Origin of the sequence: Helicobacter mastomyrinus (genome assembly GCF_039555295.1) — a bacterium.
Taxonomy (GTDB): domain Bacteria; phylum Campylobacterota; class Campylobacteria; order Campylobacterales; family Helicobacteraceae; genus Helicobacter_C; species Helicobacter_C mastomyrinus.
In genome coordinates, this window is the sequence record NZ_CP145316.1 from 661117 (window position 1) to 675500 (window position 14384).

Sequence of the window (14384 nt, forward strand, 5' to 3'; positions counted from 1 at the left end):
AGGAAAGGAGTAAAAATGGGAAATATAGAAGAAATAACACTCTTACAAGAGATACAAGAAGAAGTGAGGGAAATAAGGCAAGTTTCTGGCTTTGATGCAGAGGTTAGAGCTTTAAACACTTTGAGCCAAAATCTCGCACAAGAGCTTAATAACATTGTAAAAGAGGCAAAAAAAGAGAATCTTGTAAAAGCGAAACGACTTTTACAAGTGCATTTAAAACAAGCTCTAATGTATCAAGAGGTATATGTAGATAAAAATGGCAAAATAGTATCCTATGGCGATGTGTATATGCAAGGACTTTCTCAAAATAACACAGGAAGCGGTAGGACACATCTTGGCTCTTTTACACGCGTGGCTTTGCCTAGTGATATAGAATTTGTAGAAGTATTTGGCGGACATACAACCTTTTATGCCTTGCCAAAAGAGGGGAACTTCCTCTATGTGTGGGGTGCAAATGTGGAAGGTTGTGCTGGAGCAGGACATACTCAAGTGATTCCTATGCCTGTGAGGGTAGAAATGCCTGCGCGTGTGGTAAAAATTTGCTGTGGGACTAGCGAGGTAGATAGCAAACAAAGTGCGGTAGCACTGCTTGAAAATGGGCTAGTATATGTGAGCGGGAGTAATTCCATAGGAGAGCTTGGCACAGGTAATACGCTTCCACTCTCTACTTTCACACAAAATCCCTATCTATCAAATATTGAGGATATTTCATTTGCGAGTAATGGCTATGCGGGGATAATGCAGTGCATTGATAGTGAGGGGGCTTTGTGGGTATGCGGACATAATACACAAGGTGCGTGTGGTAATGGCAATAACACACATATCACTATCCCCTTTAAGATTAGCTTTAACCAAAAAGTGAAATACGCAAGAGCGAGTATTAATAGATACTCAAATGTAGATTATAGCACTTGCTTACTTATCTTTGAGGACGGGAGTGTGCGTGGAGCAGGGTATGGAGGAGACAATAATCTCTCACAAGCTGCCACTGGTAATAGTAATATTTTCATCTCCTTGACTAACAATCAAGGTGAAATATTAAGTCATATCATCAAAGTGTTTCCAGCAAGTATTTATGGAACTGCTTGTGCGCTTGATGAAAGCGGGAATCTCTATGTATGGGGTAAAGGAAGCTATGGCTATGGCAATGATATAGGAGGGAATAATCTCATTGCCCAAAAAGTCTTAGAAAATGTAGAATCTCTCGTGCATTGGGATAGAGCAAATACACGCATTATTGTTAAGCTTAAAAGTAGTGATAGTTTCTTGGGCTTTGGTTTTAATACCGATGGGAGCTTAGGCATTGGCAAAAATGCAAACTCTAACATATTCACTCCCGTGTATGCCCCAAGCAATGTGAGTGAATTTGCCTTTATAGGATTTGGTGCAGGCGGGCATTTGGTGATGATAGCAAAAAATAAACTCTATGCCTGTGGCACTGCGAGCAATGGCTCTATTAAATACACCACACCTACACTACAAAAACAATAGGAGGATTTTATGCAAATATATGAATTAAACAAGGACAAGGTTTTACAAGTGAGCGGGAGCTTTGTTTATGTTGGCGAGATTGATGGCAAACTTTATGTAAAGGGCGAAAATCTAAGTGAGCCTTTTATCCCCGCTTCTTTGCCACAATCTCTGCAAGATATGTTTAATGCGGAGCTTGAAGCTGTGCGCAAAGAGAAAGAAAAGGAGCTTAATGCAGAATGTGATGAACTCCTTAAGAGCTTTACTAGCAATGCATTAGGGGAGAGCTACATATATGATATGAGTGTAGAAGACCAGCTTAACCTTATGGCTCTTGCCACATCAAAGGCAGATTCATATTTTAGATGTCATAAAGCAGGAGAGCCAAAGGCAAATATCCCGCATACTTCTGCACAGCTTAAAAAAGTCTATGCTGATGGCATAAAATATAAGAGTGATACTATCTATGCTTGTGGGGTGCTTAAAGCATATCTCTTAACTTTAGAAGATATAGAGCAAATAAAGGCATTACAATGGGAGGATTATGAGCGTATCATCAAAACACAGAACAAAGCTTCTTTAGAAAATGAGGCAGCACTTTGAGTTCATTCACAAGCCCACTCAAAGTAGAAGTCTATGATTGCGGGAGAGTCTATATCCTCACAGAATCTTTTTGCTATTACCGAGAGGATAAAAGCAAAAAGGATATTATCGTGCCAAAGGGCTTTATGACAGATTTTGCAAGCACACCCCGCATTTTATGGAGTGTTTTACCACCTTTTGGGAGATATGCTAAATGTGCTGTATTGCACGACTACTTATGTGAGGAGTTTCATAAAGGCAAGTGTAATCGCAAGGAAGCAGATAGGATATTTTTAGAATCTATGGAGGCTATCTCTATCCCCTTTTTCACAAAATGGAGCTTGTATTTAGGGGTGAGAATCTACGCACTTTTGAAAGGATACAAATAACTTAGCCAAGCCTTTAAAAAGCAATACATTCTAACTCGCCACGATGATGTGAGGGAGAAAAATTACTTTTTCTAAAGGAGGCTATATGCCACACATACAAACACTCAAAGCCACCACGCTTAAAGCCCCATTTGGTTGGGTAGGAGGCAAATCACAGCTCGCTAAAAGCATAGTAGAGCTTATGCCACCACATAAAAGATATATTGAAGTCTTTGGAGGGGGATTATCTGTGCTGTATGCAAAACCTAGTCGCAAGAATATGAGCGCAAAATATGTAGAAGTTATTAATGACAGCAATAGCGATTTGATAAACTTGCACACAATCATCAAAACCGCGCCCCAAACCCTCGCCCTATATCTCAATAACCTGCTATGCAGTAGGGAGATTTTTGAGATGATTAAAAAGGGCACACTCTCCCCTAGAAACAAGATAGAGCGGGCGGCTTTGTATTATTGCCTGCTAACCTTTAGTTTTGGCTCTAAGGGTGATAACTTTGCAATGTGTAAAACTCGCCCACCAAAGAATATTTACAAAGATTATTCTATTTGGAGCGAGAGATTAAAGGGTGTTTGCATAGAGAATATGGACTTTAGGAGGCTCATAAAAGAATATGATAGTGCAGATTCTTTATTTTACCTAGACCCGCCTTATGTAGGGAGTGAAAACTACTATAAAATGCGGCGCAGCTTTGGAATAAAAGAGCATAAGGAGCTGTGCGCGATACTTAAAAGTTTGCAGGGCAAATTTATCCTAAGCTATAATGATTGTGAGCTTATAAGGGAGCTGTATAAGGACTTTAGAATCATAGAGAGCAAAGAAGTGCGATACTCGCTGAATGTCAAAGTGAGAAAGAAAACAAGGGAGGTTATTGTGGTGAATTATTAGCTAGGGCGGGATTATCCCGCTTGTTTCAAAGGGAACCTAGCTTTTTACATCATCAAAATATCTTGTGTGTATGTTTGCAATTAATTCATCAGTAAAATTTTTGTATTTTTTGGATATATCTTTATCACTTCCTATACCTAAGTATTCCTCTCTTCGTATATCTTTTATCTTTTTCAATGATGGTTTATACGCAACTTTTTTGACATTTCGGAGATGATAAAAATCTTTAATGATAGCCTTATATGAATCTAATGCCCCTCTCCTAAAATGGTTTATTGCTCTGTCTTTATTTTTGCCATCTTGTTGTCTCCCACAATACACTGCAACCAAGTGTGAAATAGCATTATGAAATTCTATGAGTGTTTGCTTAAGTATTTTATTATTTTTAAGCTTTTCTATGTTGATTTTTTTAAGCAGCTCTTCATTAAACTCATCAAATCCATCATCAGCATAGTATTTCTGTCTATCTTCAAGATTTTTTCTATAAATGGACAATATGTGCTCATTACTTAACCTGCTTCTCCATTTTTCATACTGCTGAATGGCATCAACAAAACACGAGAACGCTTCGCTAATATTTGGATTTTCTATAATATGACGAGGCACAGAAGAGCTTTGCTGATTTATCTGTATTTCTTTAATACAATATTGAGAATATCCTTTTATATATTCTACCCACTCTTTTTTTAGTTTATCTTTTGTTTCTTTGAGTTTTTTCTGCAAGTTTTTGTTTTTTCTAGACATAGCCTGAAAATAATAAAATTCATAAAAAGTCTTGATGAGAGAGCGATTTCTCCCATATACAAGAGTATTTATAGAATCTATTGCTAAAAATTGTGCATAAAGCTCGAAAAACAAATTTAAGTCATCACCATTGTTTAAATCGCTCTGCCCCAATACCGCACTCCTCCAAAAAAGCATCAAATTCGGCATCTGTCATCTTTTTGTCGCATTTCTGGTTATCCTCAAAAAACACATCACCAGTAGATTCCATTCCACTATCAGCAATATCTGACGCTATAATAGAATCCATAAAACTACTATCACGAACAGGAATACTTACCCCAATATCTATTTGAGTTTTCATATCGTCTCCTTATGATGTACTAAACGAAATAAAACCAGCTTTTTGTATTTACTAAGCAAATATTAAGCAAAAATTATACAATACTCATTCTTAAAGTAACATTTTCACTCATTAATTATATTTATTTACCACAAAAGCAAGTCTCTTCATTTTCAAATTTATTTGTGAATAACTGCTCTCCAACTACTCCCATATTTTTAATTCTAGATTCTAGCTCATCTAAGGTTAAATTAGGCTTCCAAGTTTGATTCACACAATTTAATTCCTTTGCTTTTATTTCCCATTCTTTCATTACTTGATACAAAGTAGGATAATCTCTATATAAAGTATATAAACTTCTCATTGACTGCTTAGGGCAAAAGTAACAACCTGTGCGTGAAAACTTTTCATACAAAGGATTATGGATACTACGCTCTTTTAAAAATGTATCTACTTCAGGCTCATTCATTTGCCATTCGTGCAAAGGATACCTAGATACTGCATAGTCTAAGTTTGATACACGCCCATTTTCTACCTCATTGTATGTATAGCCAATAAGTGCAGTATTTCTAAATTTGTTTGAAGATTTTTCACACACAAATCTCTTAGTAGGATTAACCTTTGTTTCTCTTGTGCAATATTCCTTACCTATTGTTTTAGGTATCCCCCTTAATCTCCCTTTATTCTCTCCACTTTGTATAGGATACTCAAATGCCCACTTCTGTATTTCTTTACTAGAATCTATGCGAGTAATACTTATATTAAAATTCCTTTGTAAATAAGAATCTAACTTATCTATATACTCATACATCTGTGGAAATTCAAATCCTGTATCGCAAAAGATAATATAATCTAGCTCGTTGCCATTCTCTAGCCACTTAACTACCATTGCGCTACTATCTCTACCACCACTTAGATTTGCGCTAATCATCAATCCGCCTCTATTATCTGTAAGACTTGATTGTATTTTTGCTTAAGCCACTCTTTGCTAACCTTTTTGATATTTGAGGGCTTTAAGAAATCCCTATGTAAAGCCCCACAAGCTATTAAGAGAAAAATATAATTTCTTTTTGTTTTTGCTGTGTTATAGTTTAGCATATCACAAATTCCTTTTGCCACAAACATATCTCTAACCACACAAAAGCACCTATTGTTTTTAAAGCACACCACTTGGTAGGGATACTTTTCATCCATATCTACTTTTACAAAAAATCGTAGCTCTGCATTTTTAATCTCTGTTGTTTTCATTTTTCTCTCCTTTTTCTTTAGCTTCCCGCACAATCTCACGCACCTTTCTTTCACTTAGGTTATATTTATGCGCTAAAAAGGCAAAGTTATAGCCATTACACTCTTTGATGATACCTTCTCTCGCACTCGGGGAGACTTTGGGGATATAGATACTCACACCCCCATACTTTTTATAGATTTTTTCCCAACTCATACCATTTTTATAGCTTTCACAAATTTGTTCTAGTAGATTCTTATCCATTATCGCTCTCCTACTATCTTTTGTAAGCCTGTGATAACACAAGTAGCTTCACTCTTTGAAAGTGTATGTGGGAGCTTCAAATCGCCAATTTGTCGTTTGACAAACTTACAATAAGCCCCATCACCCCAGCCCAAGAGGGCAAGTAATGCCGCTATTTTTCGCTCCTGTGAGCCACTTATCATTTCACCCCTATGTTCTCTTTTTACAAAATCCCTATCGCTTATATGCCCATTAAAATTCCCAATCACCTCCCTTAGCTCCTCATCACAAAGAGCCTTACAGCTCTCTACGCCATAGCGCACAAGTAGCCAAGATTCCCACGCATTATTTTCTTTGATAGTCTTATACTGCGGGTGGGTGTGGATAATGCAAAGTAAGCTTTTACGATTAGCCTTAATTGTTTTCATATTCTGCTCCTCTATTATCCTTAACATCACAAGCCTCTATTTCACGCGGTGTTGTAAGTGTTGTAGGTGTTGTAAGCAGATGATAAGTAAGGGCATTATTTTTCCCTTTTGGCAGACTTTCCCAAAATAAGCCCTCAAAGTGTTGCAGTGTCTCTCGCGCCCATTTATCGCCCTTTTCATAGCCACAGGCAAGGAGGAGCTGCGTTTTATTAGGATTAGAATGCTCTAGCACCGCCTTTGCTTTTAAAACAAAGTCTTTTTGCTTCTCGTTCATATTAGCGATTTTAGAATCTACCTCATTTAAGCTCAAATCCCGCACATCAATGCCAAAGCTCATATCTCTAATGCCCGCTCTCTCTTTTTGCGCAATGAGCTTTACGCATACCTTTTGTGATTCACCCTCCAATCTCTCCAAGCGATACATCACATCGGTAGAATTGCGTATATGTGAGCTGCCCTTGAAATTCTTTCCGTCTTTGTTAGAATGGTGCAAGGCTATGATAGTAGCTCCAGCCTCACGCAAATTCATCGCTACATCAAAGAGTGCCATTGCGCTCTTATCATTATCAATATCCACAAAATTACGCAATGAATCAAATATAAACACATACCCCTCATATTTGCTTCCCAGTGCCTGCTTCTCAAGCGCACATAAAAGCTCAAAGGGCTTAATATTAAGCTTACAGCGATGAATATAAGCGATTTTAGGCTCATTTAAAAGCAAAGTATCATAGCCCCTATCCACAAGCATAGAGATAGGATTATCTAAATCCACATATACGATATGTCTCACGCTCTCACTCTTACAGAGCCTCTTGCAAATTGCCGCACTCAAATAGCTTTTACCATTGCCACCATCGGCATAAATGGTAGTAATCATCTTTTTAGGCAAAAAGTGCGGGATTAAAAACTCAAGTTTCTCGTGTAGATTTTCACCCTTAAGGCTAAGATTATATATTAATTCTAAGCTCATCACGCCTCCTTAAAATTTTGTGATTTCTCTTGTGCTATACGCCTCTTGATAGCCTGTGCGAGATTCTCAAACTGCTTTGCAAAAATAGAATCTCTGTTATAGGTAAAATCTCCTGTGGAGCGTTCCTTATAAATTTGCGCTACCCTTTGTGGCTCTTTAAAGCTATTTTCTTGCTGTAGGTGCACAAGCGCAGTAATATCTCTAAAGGTAATCCCCGCTTCTTTACACTGCTGCCTATGCTCTTTAAAGCTCTCTCGTAAGCGTTGCTTGATGTTTTCAAATTGAAAGGCAAACTCTTGTTTCGCGCTTGAATGCAAAAAATAAAATATGAGCTTATCTCCCCTCACAACCGCATATTTAAACTGCTTATCTATGTGGTAGGGTGCAATGGCATACTTTGCCATCTTTTGTGTGAGCTGCCACGAAAATAGCTTATTCCAAAATATCATACTTTCACACGACATACCATATTTTATTTTTAACATTCAAATCCTTTTAAACCATTTTGCTAAAGAAACTTTGTTTTCAAACCCCCTTTAAAAAGGGGTTAAATCCTCATTTATTATTATTTAATGCCTCAATTTTTGGCTCAATGCGGAAATTATCTTTCACTACGCGCTTCAATCCAAGCTTCACCAATGAGCCTTCATCTAGCTCTGCCAAAGCCTCTTTATTTGGCTTCTCCTCATAAATGAGGCAATCCCTTAACCCAAAGCTCTTAATCGCTGCAATTAAAGATTCTACTTTTGCTTTCACGCGCGGGAGGCTCACTGATTTACTCAAGCGATAGCCTATCGTGCCAAAGACTAGCTCCTTGCTTCGCTTATCTGCAAAATCTGCCTTGTGAGATTCACAAAAAGATTCAATCTCTGCGCGGATAAAGTTTGCCTCATTATTAAGACTTTCTACTTGAGGTTTGTATTCCTCTTTAATCTTGTTACAAGCAAGCGTTACTTCACCCTCAATATGAGTGATTTTCACCTCTAATTCACATAACCTTTTAAGTGCCTTATCTACACTCTCATAATCTTGTATTGCCATTTCTAACTCCTTCATATATAAGCATATTAAGCCTTGTGGCTAACTCTTTTTCGAGTATCATTCCTTGAGAATACTCATTGTATGGGCTTCTGACGATATAGATTGCATCACACTTTTTAAGCATCTCTAAACTCGCGCCTATCGCACAATCCCTTTGTGTGCGCTCATTATATACGCCTTCAAACGCAAGCACAGGAGAGAGAGGGATATATCCCATATCTACTACTGCCTTGCAGCCATCAAGCGCAAGAGAGGTAATTGTGCTTAAAGCTTCTGCCTCATCTTTTATACTAGATAACACTGCCGCATAAGGGCTGCTTACAAAAATCATCATTACCACTCCTTTACCACATCAACGCATTTATAACCATTTATCGCCTCATTCACGCCTCCTTTAAGAAATATATACTCATTATTCACAAAATAATGTGTGCTTAAATACCTTGCCTTGCGCCCATAAATATAAAAGGGCTTAAACAATTCAGCCTTACTCATATCTCCCTCCTTACACAATAATCATACTTACCGCTTGAGCGATGATATCTTTATCAATCTTCACATCGTGTAGCTCTGCTAGTCGAGCCGCCCTGCGATAGAGCTTCTCACTGCTTCTAAAATTGCCCTTTGTATAGGCGTGTATGCCCTTAAAAAAGAGTGTCTCGCATTCCTCTTGAGAGAGACCTTTCATATTCCATTTACCACCTATGCGTGAGTAGAGCTGTCGCAATTCGCCATTTTTACCTATGAGATTCTTTAAGAGAATCTCCGTGCCAAAGAGGATAAGAGGGCAGGAGCTAAAATCCCAAATCCTGCGTAAATCCTCTAATGCCCTCACACTTAAATGCTCCGCCTCATCAATAAGAATCACCACATCGCGCCTTTTAAGCTCTTTGGCTATAAGGAGCACTTTTTCGTGCAGATTTCTCCCGCCGCTAATATGTGTGCGCTCGCATAGCTCATCTAAAATCACTCTGGCAGTGCTATGGAGTGTAGCTTCAATGAGAATCGCATTGGGGTGCAAGCGCGCATAATCTTTAGCAATCGTGCTTTTACCACTCCCTGCCACACCTACGATAATGGCAATCTCTTTATCTCTCACCGCCTCATTGATGACAAAATCCGCCATTTGCTTATCGTGGCTTTCATAGACTTGCACATTTTCTTTTTTTGCGCCTCCTTTGTTTTTGTTTGCATAATCATCAAGGTAGAGCTTGATTTTGCGCCCTAGCTCTTTATTATTGCCCTTATACTCGCCCTTGCGAAAGGTAGAGATACTCGCGCTACTTACGCCAATAGCTCTACCCAAAGCCGCTTGAGAGATATTTTGCACTTTTAAAAATATCTCTAGCTCCTCTCGCACTTGATTTAAATTTACATTTTTCATAGAATTTTCCTTTTCATTCATTTAATGTCTTGATACTTTGAGCGAAGCCCAAAGTATCGCCTAAAGGATACGCTTACAACCGCGCTATGCTTGGTTGTCATACGCACTTGTGCTTATCCACACTTGCAAGCGAGTTCTTAAGGTTCTCTCTTGCTTTGTAGCAAGTGATTTGCACGGAGTGCTAATCCATACTTGTAAAAGTCTTACAAAAGGTAGCAAAGCCACCTTTTCGCCTAAAGCTTGAGTTATGACTGCTTCGCATTCATCAACTCGTTTTCTAAGGTTAGGGCTTATTAGGAAGTGCTAATCCACACTTGCAACACCTGCAAAAAAGCCAACGCTTTTATTTTGCCTTTTTCAGCACCGCTGCTTCAAAGCTTAAATCCCTTTTCTTTTCTTGCTTCACCTCCTTTATAGAATCTAAAACATCACTGCCCACTGCCTTTTGCTTTGCCTCATCAAGCAGCTTCGCACGCTTAAGGTTGCTATCATTAATGGCTTTGAGTATGGGCATATGCGTTTTTGGCATTTTCTTGTGCGCTTGTAAAAGCATTTGTGGGAATTGCGCCTCGACTTCTGCGCGTGCCTCTTGCATTTTGACCTTGCGCGCTTTAAGCTCTTTATAAAAGATTTTTTGCGCATTCCGCGCCATTTCCGCACTCATCTCCTCACTATCAAGATTTGACGCTACGCCGATGAAGCGGTGCTGCTCGTCATACATAAAAAGCTCTTTGGTGTTATTGATATTTGCTGCCACAAATACACTTGTATGCGCAAACATAGCAGCACTTTGATACCACAGCCCACCATAAGCGATACCTTTTTTATTCACAGCGCGCCTCTCAAGCGGGGAAAGCTTAGAGCAAAGCTCATATTCGTGGATTCTCACTGCCTCATTTACACGCGCGTTATACGCCTCTGCGGGTGTAGAATCTAATCTCTGCAAATACGCATTATTCATCAAAGAATGCGTGTAGGCATCTATCATCTGCCCTAGCTCTTTAAGCGTGTGAAGATTGGTTTGATTGCTTTTTTGCCCTCTTTTAAGTCGCCTCTGTGCGCGAGAGAAGAAAAACTCAATGGCTTGTCTTTGGCTCACACTATGCCCGATATAGCCTTTAATCCATTCCATAAGGTGATTTTGCAAACGCGCAAAGTTTCGCTCCACATAGGGCTTACACCACCCAGCATACGCCTTAGCTTTGATATGCTCTATATCAAGTCGCATAAGCACTTCTTTGATATATTTACTCACAAATGCGCTGCCGTTGTCGCTTTTAATGCACTTTGGTTTGCCATAGGTAGTGATGTATTTTGCAATGGCGCGAGAGACACCGAGCGCATTTTCGGTATCGCTTATATGGAAGCTACACACGCCACTATAAGTATCAATGAGTGAAATAAGCACAAATCGCTTTTGCCAAGATTCTATGTTCTCTACCTCAAGCCCTAGAGAGCGCGCTATTTCGCTTGTATCAATAATCGCATCAATGCTTGTCGCATCAATTTCTACGATTTGATTAATAGAATCCGCCGCCCAATTACTCTGCCCAAGTGCAGGGAGGAAATTCCCAACCGCCGCATCTTCACCACGATAAATAATTTTTGCTTCTATGGGGTGAGCTTTTAAGTAAGCCTTGACATATCGCTCAAGCACACAATAGCTTATTACCTCGCTCCTTTTGGCTAAAAAATCCGCCAAATCCGCCTTGCCCACACTATCAAGGTGGATATGCAACATTCTATGCAGTGAGGAGATATTCACCCTGCCACGACTTGCCAAAATAAGCTTGTTTGTGAGCTCCTCTAATCCAAGCTCTTTAATCTTGCTTTGGGCTTTTCTATTTTTGCCTCGCTCATCAAGCAGCCCATCTATGCCACCTCTCTTATATGCCCTCTGCCACGCATAGAGCTTGTTTTCGCTTAAGACACAAGAGTATTGCCCACCTGCATTCAGCAGCGCGATAAAATCTTTTGCATTCACACCTCTTGCCTTATATGCTTCCCATTCTTTGATAATGGATTTTTTCTCTAGGGCGAGATTCTTATCTTTTTGTGAAGCTTTGCTAAAAGCATCTAAAGCCCTCAACTGCCCATCATCATCTTTATTATCAAACATAGTCTTAGATTGTGCGCTTTGTATAAAGTGTGATGGACAGCTCAAGGCTTTTGCTTGCTCTTGTGCTAAAACGCTAGAAGTGCCTATTTTATGCGGTGTTGTTAGTGTTGTAGGTGTTGTAATCTTTTGAAAAGAAGCCTCTTGTGCTTTTATATAAGATTCCACAAACGCCTCTGCCTCTGCTTGCGTCTTAAATGGCTCACTCCAAATGCGGAGGACTTTACCAGCATTACCTCCAATATGTCCATTTGCATACAATATAGGACAAAATTTGCCTATAATTTTGCAAATTTTTTTCTCGCATTTTGAATTGCGTTGAATTGTTTTATATAGGGTATCTATTTTAACGCTATGCGCTTTTGCGAACTCCTTGCTACTTACCCATTGTCCCATTATGATTCCTCATCTATTTTTATGTTATAATAAACCAAAGAAGGTTGTCCTATGAAAAAAACTTTAAAATATTTCTCTAGTCTTGAAAATATTGCAATCGATATGCTCAAAGAATTACCTAATTCAGTATTAGAGCAGATAGAATCCCTCATTGAAGACTGCAGGCAAGACGAAGATATAAAGATAGAGCCCCTTAGTGATGAAACAATTGCCAATGCTACAAAATATATCAAACTCACCGCCAAAAAGAGACACGAAGCTTTGCTAGGTAAGGATGATGCGAAGATAACAATATTCATTTTTCCTGCCCTCTATATGTTAGCAAAAGCACACATTTCTTGTAATAACATTATTGATTCCCTTTGGTTGAACGCCCGTCTTTCTTACAAAGATTTTGCCGCACAATCTCTTCAAAACCTATACTCCCTCTCTCGTGATGATGTATTGCGGAGGATTCATTTTTTTCTGGCACAAGCTCGTCTATACAAGTCGCAACCCTCACAATAAGAGAGCTGAGACAAGCGTGTTTCCCATAGAAATCCTTACGCATACCAATATAGTGTATGCCCTCTAAAAGCTCTCTAACATAATTGAGATTGTTGTCTCTATCGCCCTTTAGCCACGCTTTGCATTCTTCTCTCTTTTGCTTCTTTTTCATTGATACTCCTTTCTTAGATACAAAATCCCTCTGTTTCAAGCATTTCTTTAAGCTCTTTGCTCCTACCTCGTATGCCCTTGATTTTACCCTTAGATATATCCTTTATAATGAAATAATCTGCATCACTTAAACTCATCGCTTTGCACCAAGTGCGCAGCTTAATGCCTTTTTGAGACATTTGTTGCGTAATGGGGATAGAATCTTTTTGCATTTTTACTCCTTTTGTGCTACAATTCAATCTAACCTCCACCAAAAAGGTGAAGGAAGATTGTTTGCATCAAGCTTTTATCTTTATTCTAAGTTTGCCTACTCGGATAAAGACTTGAAGCTTGATTTTCACAACCTTTTTGAACTTGAAACATAACATCTCAAATCCTTCAGGCTGATTTCCCACCCTCCCGACCACTTTTAAGATTTTCTATCTTTATGATATAATTACCTTAAAAGTGATGTAATTATAGGACATTTTTTACCTATTGTCAAGTATTATAGGTAAATTTTGTCAAAAATAAGGATTTTATGATGATTAGGGAATTAAGAGAGGATATGGGATTAAGCCAAATAGAGTTAGCAGAGGCTATCGGTGTTTCAGAACGGACTATGCGTAGATATGAACAGGAAGAAGATTCTATACAGATTGGGACATTAAAAAAAATATTTGATGTGTTAGGTATGTCCAGCGATAAATCTTTTTTTGTCCAGCAAATGTCCAGCAATCCTATAAATGATGTCCAGCATTCTAAGAATGTTACTAAGTCGTTACTAAGTCCTGTTACTAAGTCATCTGATGAGTGTTACTTAGTCGAAAAAAACGAAAATGTCCATAAGTCAAAGTCCATAAGTCTTAATGATGGTGTCCATAAGTTGTCCATAAGTCCCAAACCTACCGCTCAAATCAATACTGATGTAGTTCAAATCCCTATTTATGATGATGTAGTCGCAAGTGCAGGAGGTGGCGTGATAAACGATGAGTATCCCACACAAAGCGTAGGCATAGACAAAGGCTTTTTGCGCACACACTTTGGGCTTAGCTCATTTCTTGGGCTTTCTATTATCACTGCTAAAGGCGATTCTATGTCTCCTACAATCCCAGAGAATTGCCAACTCCTAGTCCAAAAGAGTGTGCCTAAAGAGGGGCAGATATGTGTAGTGCGTATTGATGATGAGCTCTATGTTAAACGCTTACAAAAGCTTCCCAAATACCGCCTTATAAGTGATAACAAGAGCTATGAAAATATAGAGCTAGAGGGGCGAGAATATGACATTATCGGTGTGGTTGTGGGGTTTTTTAAACGAATGATTTAAGGGCGTTTAAAAGCGCATTTAATCGCATTGTAAAAGGTGTGTCAAGTAGATGTAAAGTAGATGTATAGTTTTTGTCAAGTAAATGTAAAGTTTTGTTGAGTATTTTGTCAAGTTTTGTAAAGTATTTGAGCGCACTTTGATTTTTCAAATATCCCTCATTCTCTCGCACTTTGCTTTATTTGATTATTTTCTCTCTCACTTTGATTCCTGACAAAACTATAC

Annotated in this window: 20 protein-coding genes; 5 read left to right on the plus strand and 15 right to left on the minus strand. The window is 38.7% G+C overall.

The window, feature by feature from the left end; genetic code table 11:
• Window positions 1-15: 15 nt before the first annotated feature.
• The 4 genes from V3I05_RS03300 (at window position 16) to V3I05_RS03315 (ending at window position 3327) form a co-directional block, all read left to right on the plus strand.
• Window positions 16-1491 carry a hypothetical protein gene (locus tag V3I05_RS03300; RefSeq protein ID WP_343354002.1) on the plus strand — a complete coding sequence of 492 codons (1476 nt, stop codon included), beginning with the start codon at window positions 16-18 and terminating at the stop codon, window positions 1489-1491.
• 9 nt (window positions 1492-1500) lie between these two features.
• Window positions 1501-2073, plus strand: a complete 573-nt coding sequence (locus V3I05_RS03305; RefSeq protein WP_343354003.1) for a hypothetical protein — start codon at window positions 1501-1503, stop codon at window positions 2071-2073.
• On the plus strand, window positions 2070-2441 hold the full coding sequence (locus V3I05_RS03310) for a DUF1353 domain-containing protein (RefSeq protein ID WP_300732775.1): 372 nt from the start codon (window positions 2070-2072) through the stop codon (window positions 2439-2441). Before V3I05_RS03305 ends, V3I05_RS03310 begins: the two co-directional genes overlap by 4 nt.
• 85 nt (window positions 2442-2526) lie before the next feature.
• Window positions 2527-3327, plus strand: a complete 801-nt coding sequence (locus tag V3I05_RS03315) for a DNA adenine methylase (protein WP_343354004.1) — start codon at window positions 2527-2529, stop codon at window positions 3325-3327.
• 36 nt (window positions 3328-3363) lie between these two features.
• Here V3I05_RS03315 and V3I05_RS03320 read toward each other — a convergent pair whose 3' ends face one another.
• The 15 genes from V3I05_RS03320 to V3I05_RS03390 form a co-directional block, all read right to left on the minus strand.
• On the minus strand, window positions 3364-4260 hold the full coding sequence (locus V3I05_RS03320; RefSeq protein ID WP_334085650.1) for a hypothetical protein: 897 nt from the start codon (window positions 4258-4260) through the stop codon (window positions 3364-3366).
• Entirely contained in the window at window positions 4196-4414 is a 219-nt protein-coding gene (locus tag V3I05_RS03325; RefSeq protein ID WP_300742782.1) for a hypothetical protein, read from the minus strand. The genes V3I05_RS03320 and V3I05_RS03325 overlap by 65 nt, the downstream gene beginning before the upstream one ends.
• A gap of 121 nt (window positions 4415-4535) precedes the next feature.
• Window positions 4536-5324 carry a phosphoadenosine phosphosulfate reductase family protein gene (locus V3I05_RS03330; protein WP_343354006.1) on the minus strand — a complete coding sequence of 263 codons (789 nt, stop codon included), beginning with the start codon at window positions 5322-5324 and terminating at the stop codon, window positions 4536-4538.
• Complete coding sequence (locus V3I05_RS03335; protein WP_343354008.1) at window positions 5324-5641, minus strand: hypothetical protein; 318 nt, start codon at window positions 5639-5641, stop codon at window positions 5324-5326. Before V3I05_RS03335 ends, V3I05_RS03330 begins: the two co-directional genes overlap by 1 nt.
• Window positions 5622-5882 (minus strand): Mor transcription activator family protein, encoded by a 261-nt coding sequence (locus tag V3I05_RS03340; protein ID WP_343354009.1) that lies wholly within the window; start codon window positions 5880-5882, stop codon window positions 5622-5624. Before V3I05_RS03340 ends, V3I05_RS03335 begins: the two co-directional genes overlap by 20 nt.
• Window positions 5882-6289 carry a phage protein GemA/Gp16 family protein gene (locus V3I05_RS03345; RefSeq protein ID WP_343354010.1) on the minus strand — a complete coding sequence of 136 codons (408 nt, stop codon included), beginning with the start codon at window positions 6287-6289 and terminating at the stop codon, window positions 5882-5884. The genes V3I05_RS03340 and V3I05_RS03345 overlap by 1 nt, the downstream gene beginning before the upstream one ends.
• Window positions 6276-7262, minus strand: a complete 987-nt coding sequence (locus V3I05_RS03350; protein ID WP_343354011.1) for an AAA family ATPase — start codon at window positions 7260-7262, stop codon at window positions 6276-6278. The genes V3I05_RS03345 and V3I05_RS03350 overlap by 14 nt, the downstream gene beginning before the upstream one ends.
• Window positions 7262-7747 carry a hypothetical protein gene (locus V3I05_RS03355; RefSeq protein WP_343354013.1) on the minus strand — a complete coding sequence of 162 codons (486 nt, stop codon included), beginning with the start codon at window positions 7745-7747 and terminating at the stop codon, window positions 7262-7264. The genes V3I05_RS03350 and V3I05_RS03355 overlap by 1 nt, the downstream gene beginning before the upstream one ends.
• 70 nt (window positions 7748-7817) lie before the next feature.
• A complete protein-coding gene (locus tag V3I05_RS03360; protein ID WP_343354014.1) occupies window positions 7818-8303 on the minus strand; it encodes a host-nuclease inhibitor Gam family protein in 486 nt (161 codons plus the stop codon).
• A complete protein-coding gene (locus tag V3I05_RS03365) occupies window positions 8284-8637 on the minus strand; it encodes a DUF4406 domain-containing protein (protein ID WP_300742777.1) in 354 nt (117 codons plus the stop codon). Before V3I05_RS03365 ends, V3I05_RS03360 begins: the two co-directional genes overlap by 20 nt.
• Window positions 8637-8798, minus strand: coding sequence for a hypothetical protein (locus V3I05_RS03370; protein ID WP_300448761.1), 162 nt, complete (start codon window positions 8796-8798; stop codon window positions 8637-8639). The genes V3I05_RS03365 and V3I05_RS03370 overlap by 1 nt, the downstream gene beginning before the upstream one ends.
• A 10-nt stretch (window positions 8799-8808) precedes the next feature.
• Window positions 8809-9687, minus strand: coding sequence for an AAA family ATPase (locus tag V3I05_RS03375; protein ID WP_300742775.1), 879 nt, complete (start codon window positions 9685-9687; stop codon window positions 8809-8811).
• A gap of 343 nt (window positions 9688-10030) precedes the next feature.
• The gene (locus V3I05_RS03380; protein ID WP_343354016.1) at window positions 10031-12199 is read right to left on the minus strand and encodes a DDE-type integrase/transposase/recombinase; all 2169 of its coding nucleotides are present in this window, start codon (window positions 12197-12199) and stop codon (window positions 10031-10033) included.
• 349 nt (window positions 12200-12548) lie between these two features.
• The gene (locus tag V3I05_RS03385) at window positions 12549-12857 is read right to left on the minus strand and encodes a hypothetical protein (protein ID WP_034326839.1); all 309 of its coding nucleotides are present in this window, start codon (window positions 12855-12857) and stop codon (window positions 12549-12551) included.
• A gap of 13 nt (window positions 12858-12870) precedes the next feature.
• Entirely contained in the window at window positions 12871-13068 is a 198-nt protein-coding gene (locus V3I05_RS03390; RefSeq protein WP_034326840.1) for a hypothetical protein, read from the minus strand.
• A 311-nt stretch (window positions 13069-13379) separates the two neighbouring features.
• Between V3I05_RS03390 and V3I05_RS03395 the strand changes: the two genes are divergently transcribed.
• Window positions 13380-14162, plus strand: a complete 783-nt coding sequence (locus V3I05_RS03395) for a LexA family transcriptional regulator (protein ID WP_343354017.1) — start codon at window positions 13380-13382, stop codon at window positions 14160-14162.
• The last annotated feature ends 222 nt before the right edge of the window (window positions 14163-14384 follow it).

What these genes read in the sequence shown, in the direction of transcription:
- V3I05_RS03300 (WP_343354002.1), top strand. Translation starts at nt 16, where the DNA reads ATGGGAAATATAGAAGAAATAACACTCTTACAAGAGATACAAGAAGAA.
- V3I05_RS03305 (WP_343354003.1), top strand. Translation starts at nt 1,501, where the DNA reads ATGCAAATATATGAATTAAACAAGGACAAGGTTTTACAAGTGAGCGGG.
- V3I05_RS03315 (WP_343354004.1), top strand. Translation starts at nt 2,527, where the DNA reads ATGCCACACATACAAACACTCAAAGCCACCACGCTTAAAGCCCCATTT.
- V3I05_RS03320 (WP_334085650.1), bottom strand. Translation starts at nt 4,260, where the DNA reads ATGCCGAATTTGATGCTTTTTTGGAGGAGTGCGGTATTGGGGCAGAGC.
- V3I05_RS03325 (WP_300742782.1), bottom strand. Translation starts at nt 4,414, where the DNA reads ATGAAAACTCAAATAGATATTGGGGTAAGTATTCCTGTTCGTGATAGT.
- V3I05_RS03330 (WP_343354006.1), bottom strand. Translation starts at nt 5,324, where the DNA reads ATGATTAGCGCAAATCTAAGTGGTGGTAGAGATAGTAGCGCAATGGTA.
- V3I05_RS03335 (WP_343354008.1), bottom strand. Translation starts at nt 5,641, where the DNA reads ATGAAAACAACAGAGATTAAAAATGCAGAGCTACGATTTTTTGTAAAA.
- V3I05_RS03340 (WP_343354009.1), bottom strand. Translation starts at nt 5,882, where the DNA reads ATGGATAAGAATCTACTAGAACAAATTTGTGAAAGCTATAAAAATGGT.
- V3I05_RS03345 (WP_343354010.1), bottom strand. Translation starts at nt 6,289, where the DNA reads ATGAAAACAATTAAGGCTAATCGTAAAAGCTTACTTTGCATTATCCAC.
- V3I05_RS03350 (WP_343354011.1), bottom strand. Translation starts at nt 7,262, where the DNA reads ATGAGCTTAGAATTAATATATAATCTTAGCCTTAAGGGTGAAAATCTA.
- V3I05_RS03355 (WP_343354013.1), bottom strand. Translation starts at nt 7,747, where the DNA reads ATGTTAAAAATAAAATATGGTATGTCGTGTGAAAGTATGATATTTTGG.
- V3I05_RS03360 (WP_343354014.1), bottom strand. Translation starts at nt 8,303, where the DNA reads ATGGCAATACAAGATTATGAGAGTGTAGATAAGGCACTTAAAAGGTTA.
- V3I05_RS03365 (WP_300742777.1), bottom strand. Translation starts at nt 8,637, where the DNA reads ATGATGATTTTTGTAAGCAGCCCTTATGCGGCAGTGTTATCTAGTATA.
- V3I05_RS03370 (WP_300448761.1), bottom strand. Translation starts at nt 8,798, where the DNA reads ATGAGTAAGGCTGAATTGTTTAAGCCCTTTTATATTTATGGGCGCAAG.
- V3I05_RS03375 (WP_300742775.1), bottom strand. Translation starts at nt 9,687, where the DNA reads ATGAAAAATGTAAATTTAAATCAAGTGCGAGAGGAGCTAGAGATATTT.
- V3I05_RS03380 (WP_343354016.1), bottom strand. Translation starts at nt 12,199, where the DNA reads ATGGGACAATGGGTAAGTAGCAAGGAGTTCGCAAAAGCGCATAGCGTT.
- V3I05_RS03385 (WP_034326839.1), bottom strand. Translation starts at nt 12,857, where the DNA reads ATGAAAAAGAAGCAAAAGAGAGAAGAATGCAAAGCGTGGCTAAAGGGC.
- V3I05_RS03390 (WP_034326840.1), bottom strand. Translation starts at nt 13,068, where the DNA reads ATGCAAAAAGATTCTATCCCCATTACGCAACAAATGTCTCAAAAAGGC.
- V3I05_RS03395 (WP_343354017.1), top strand. Translation starts at nt 13,380, where the DNA reads ATGATTAGGGAATTAAGAGAGGATATGGGATTAAGCCAAATAGAGTTA.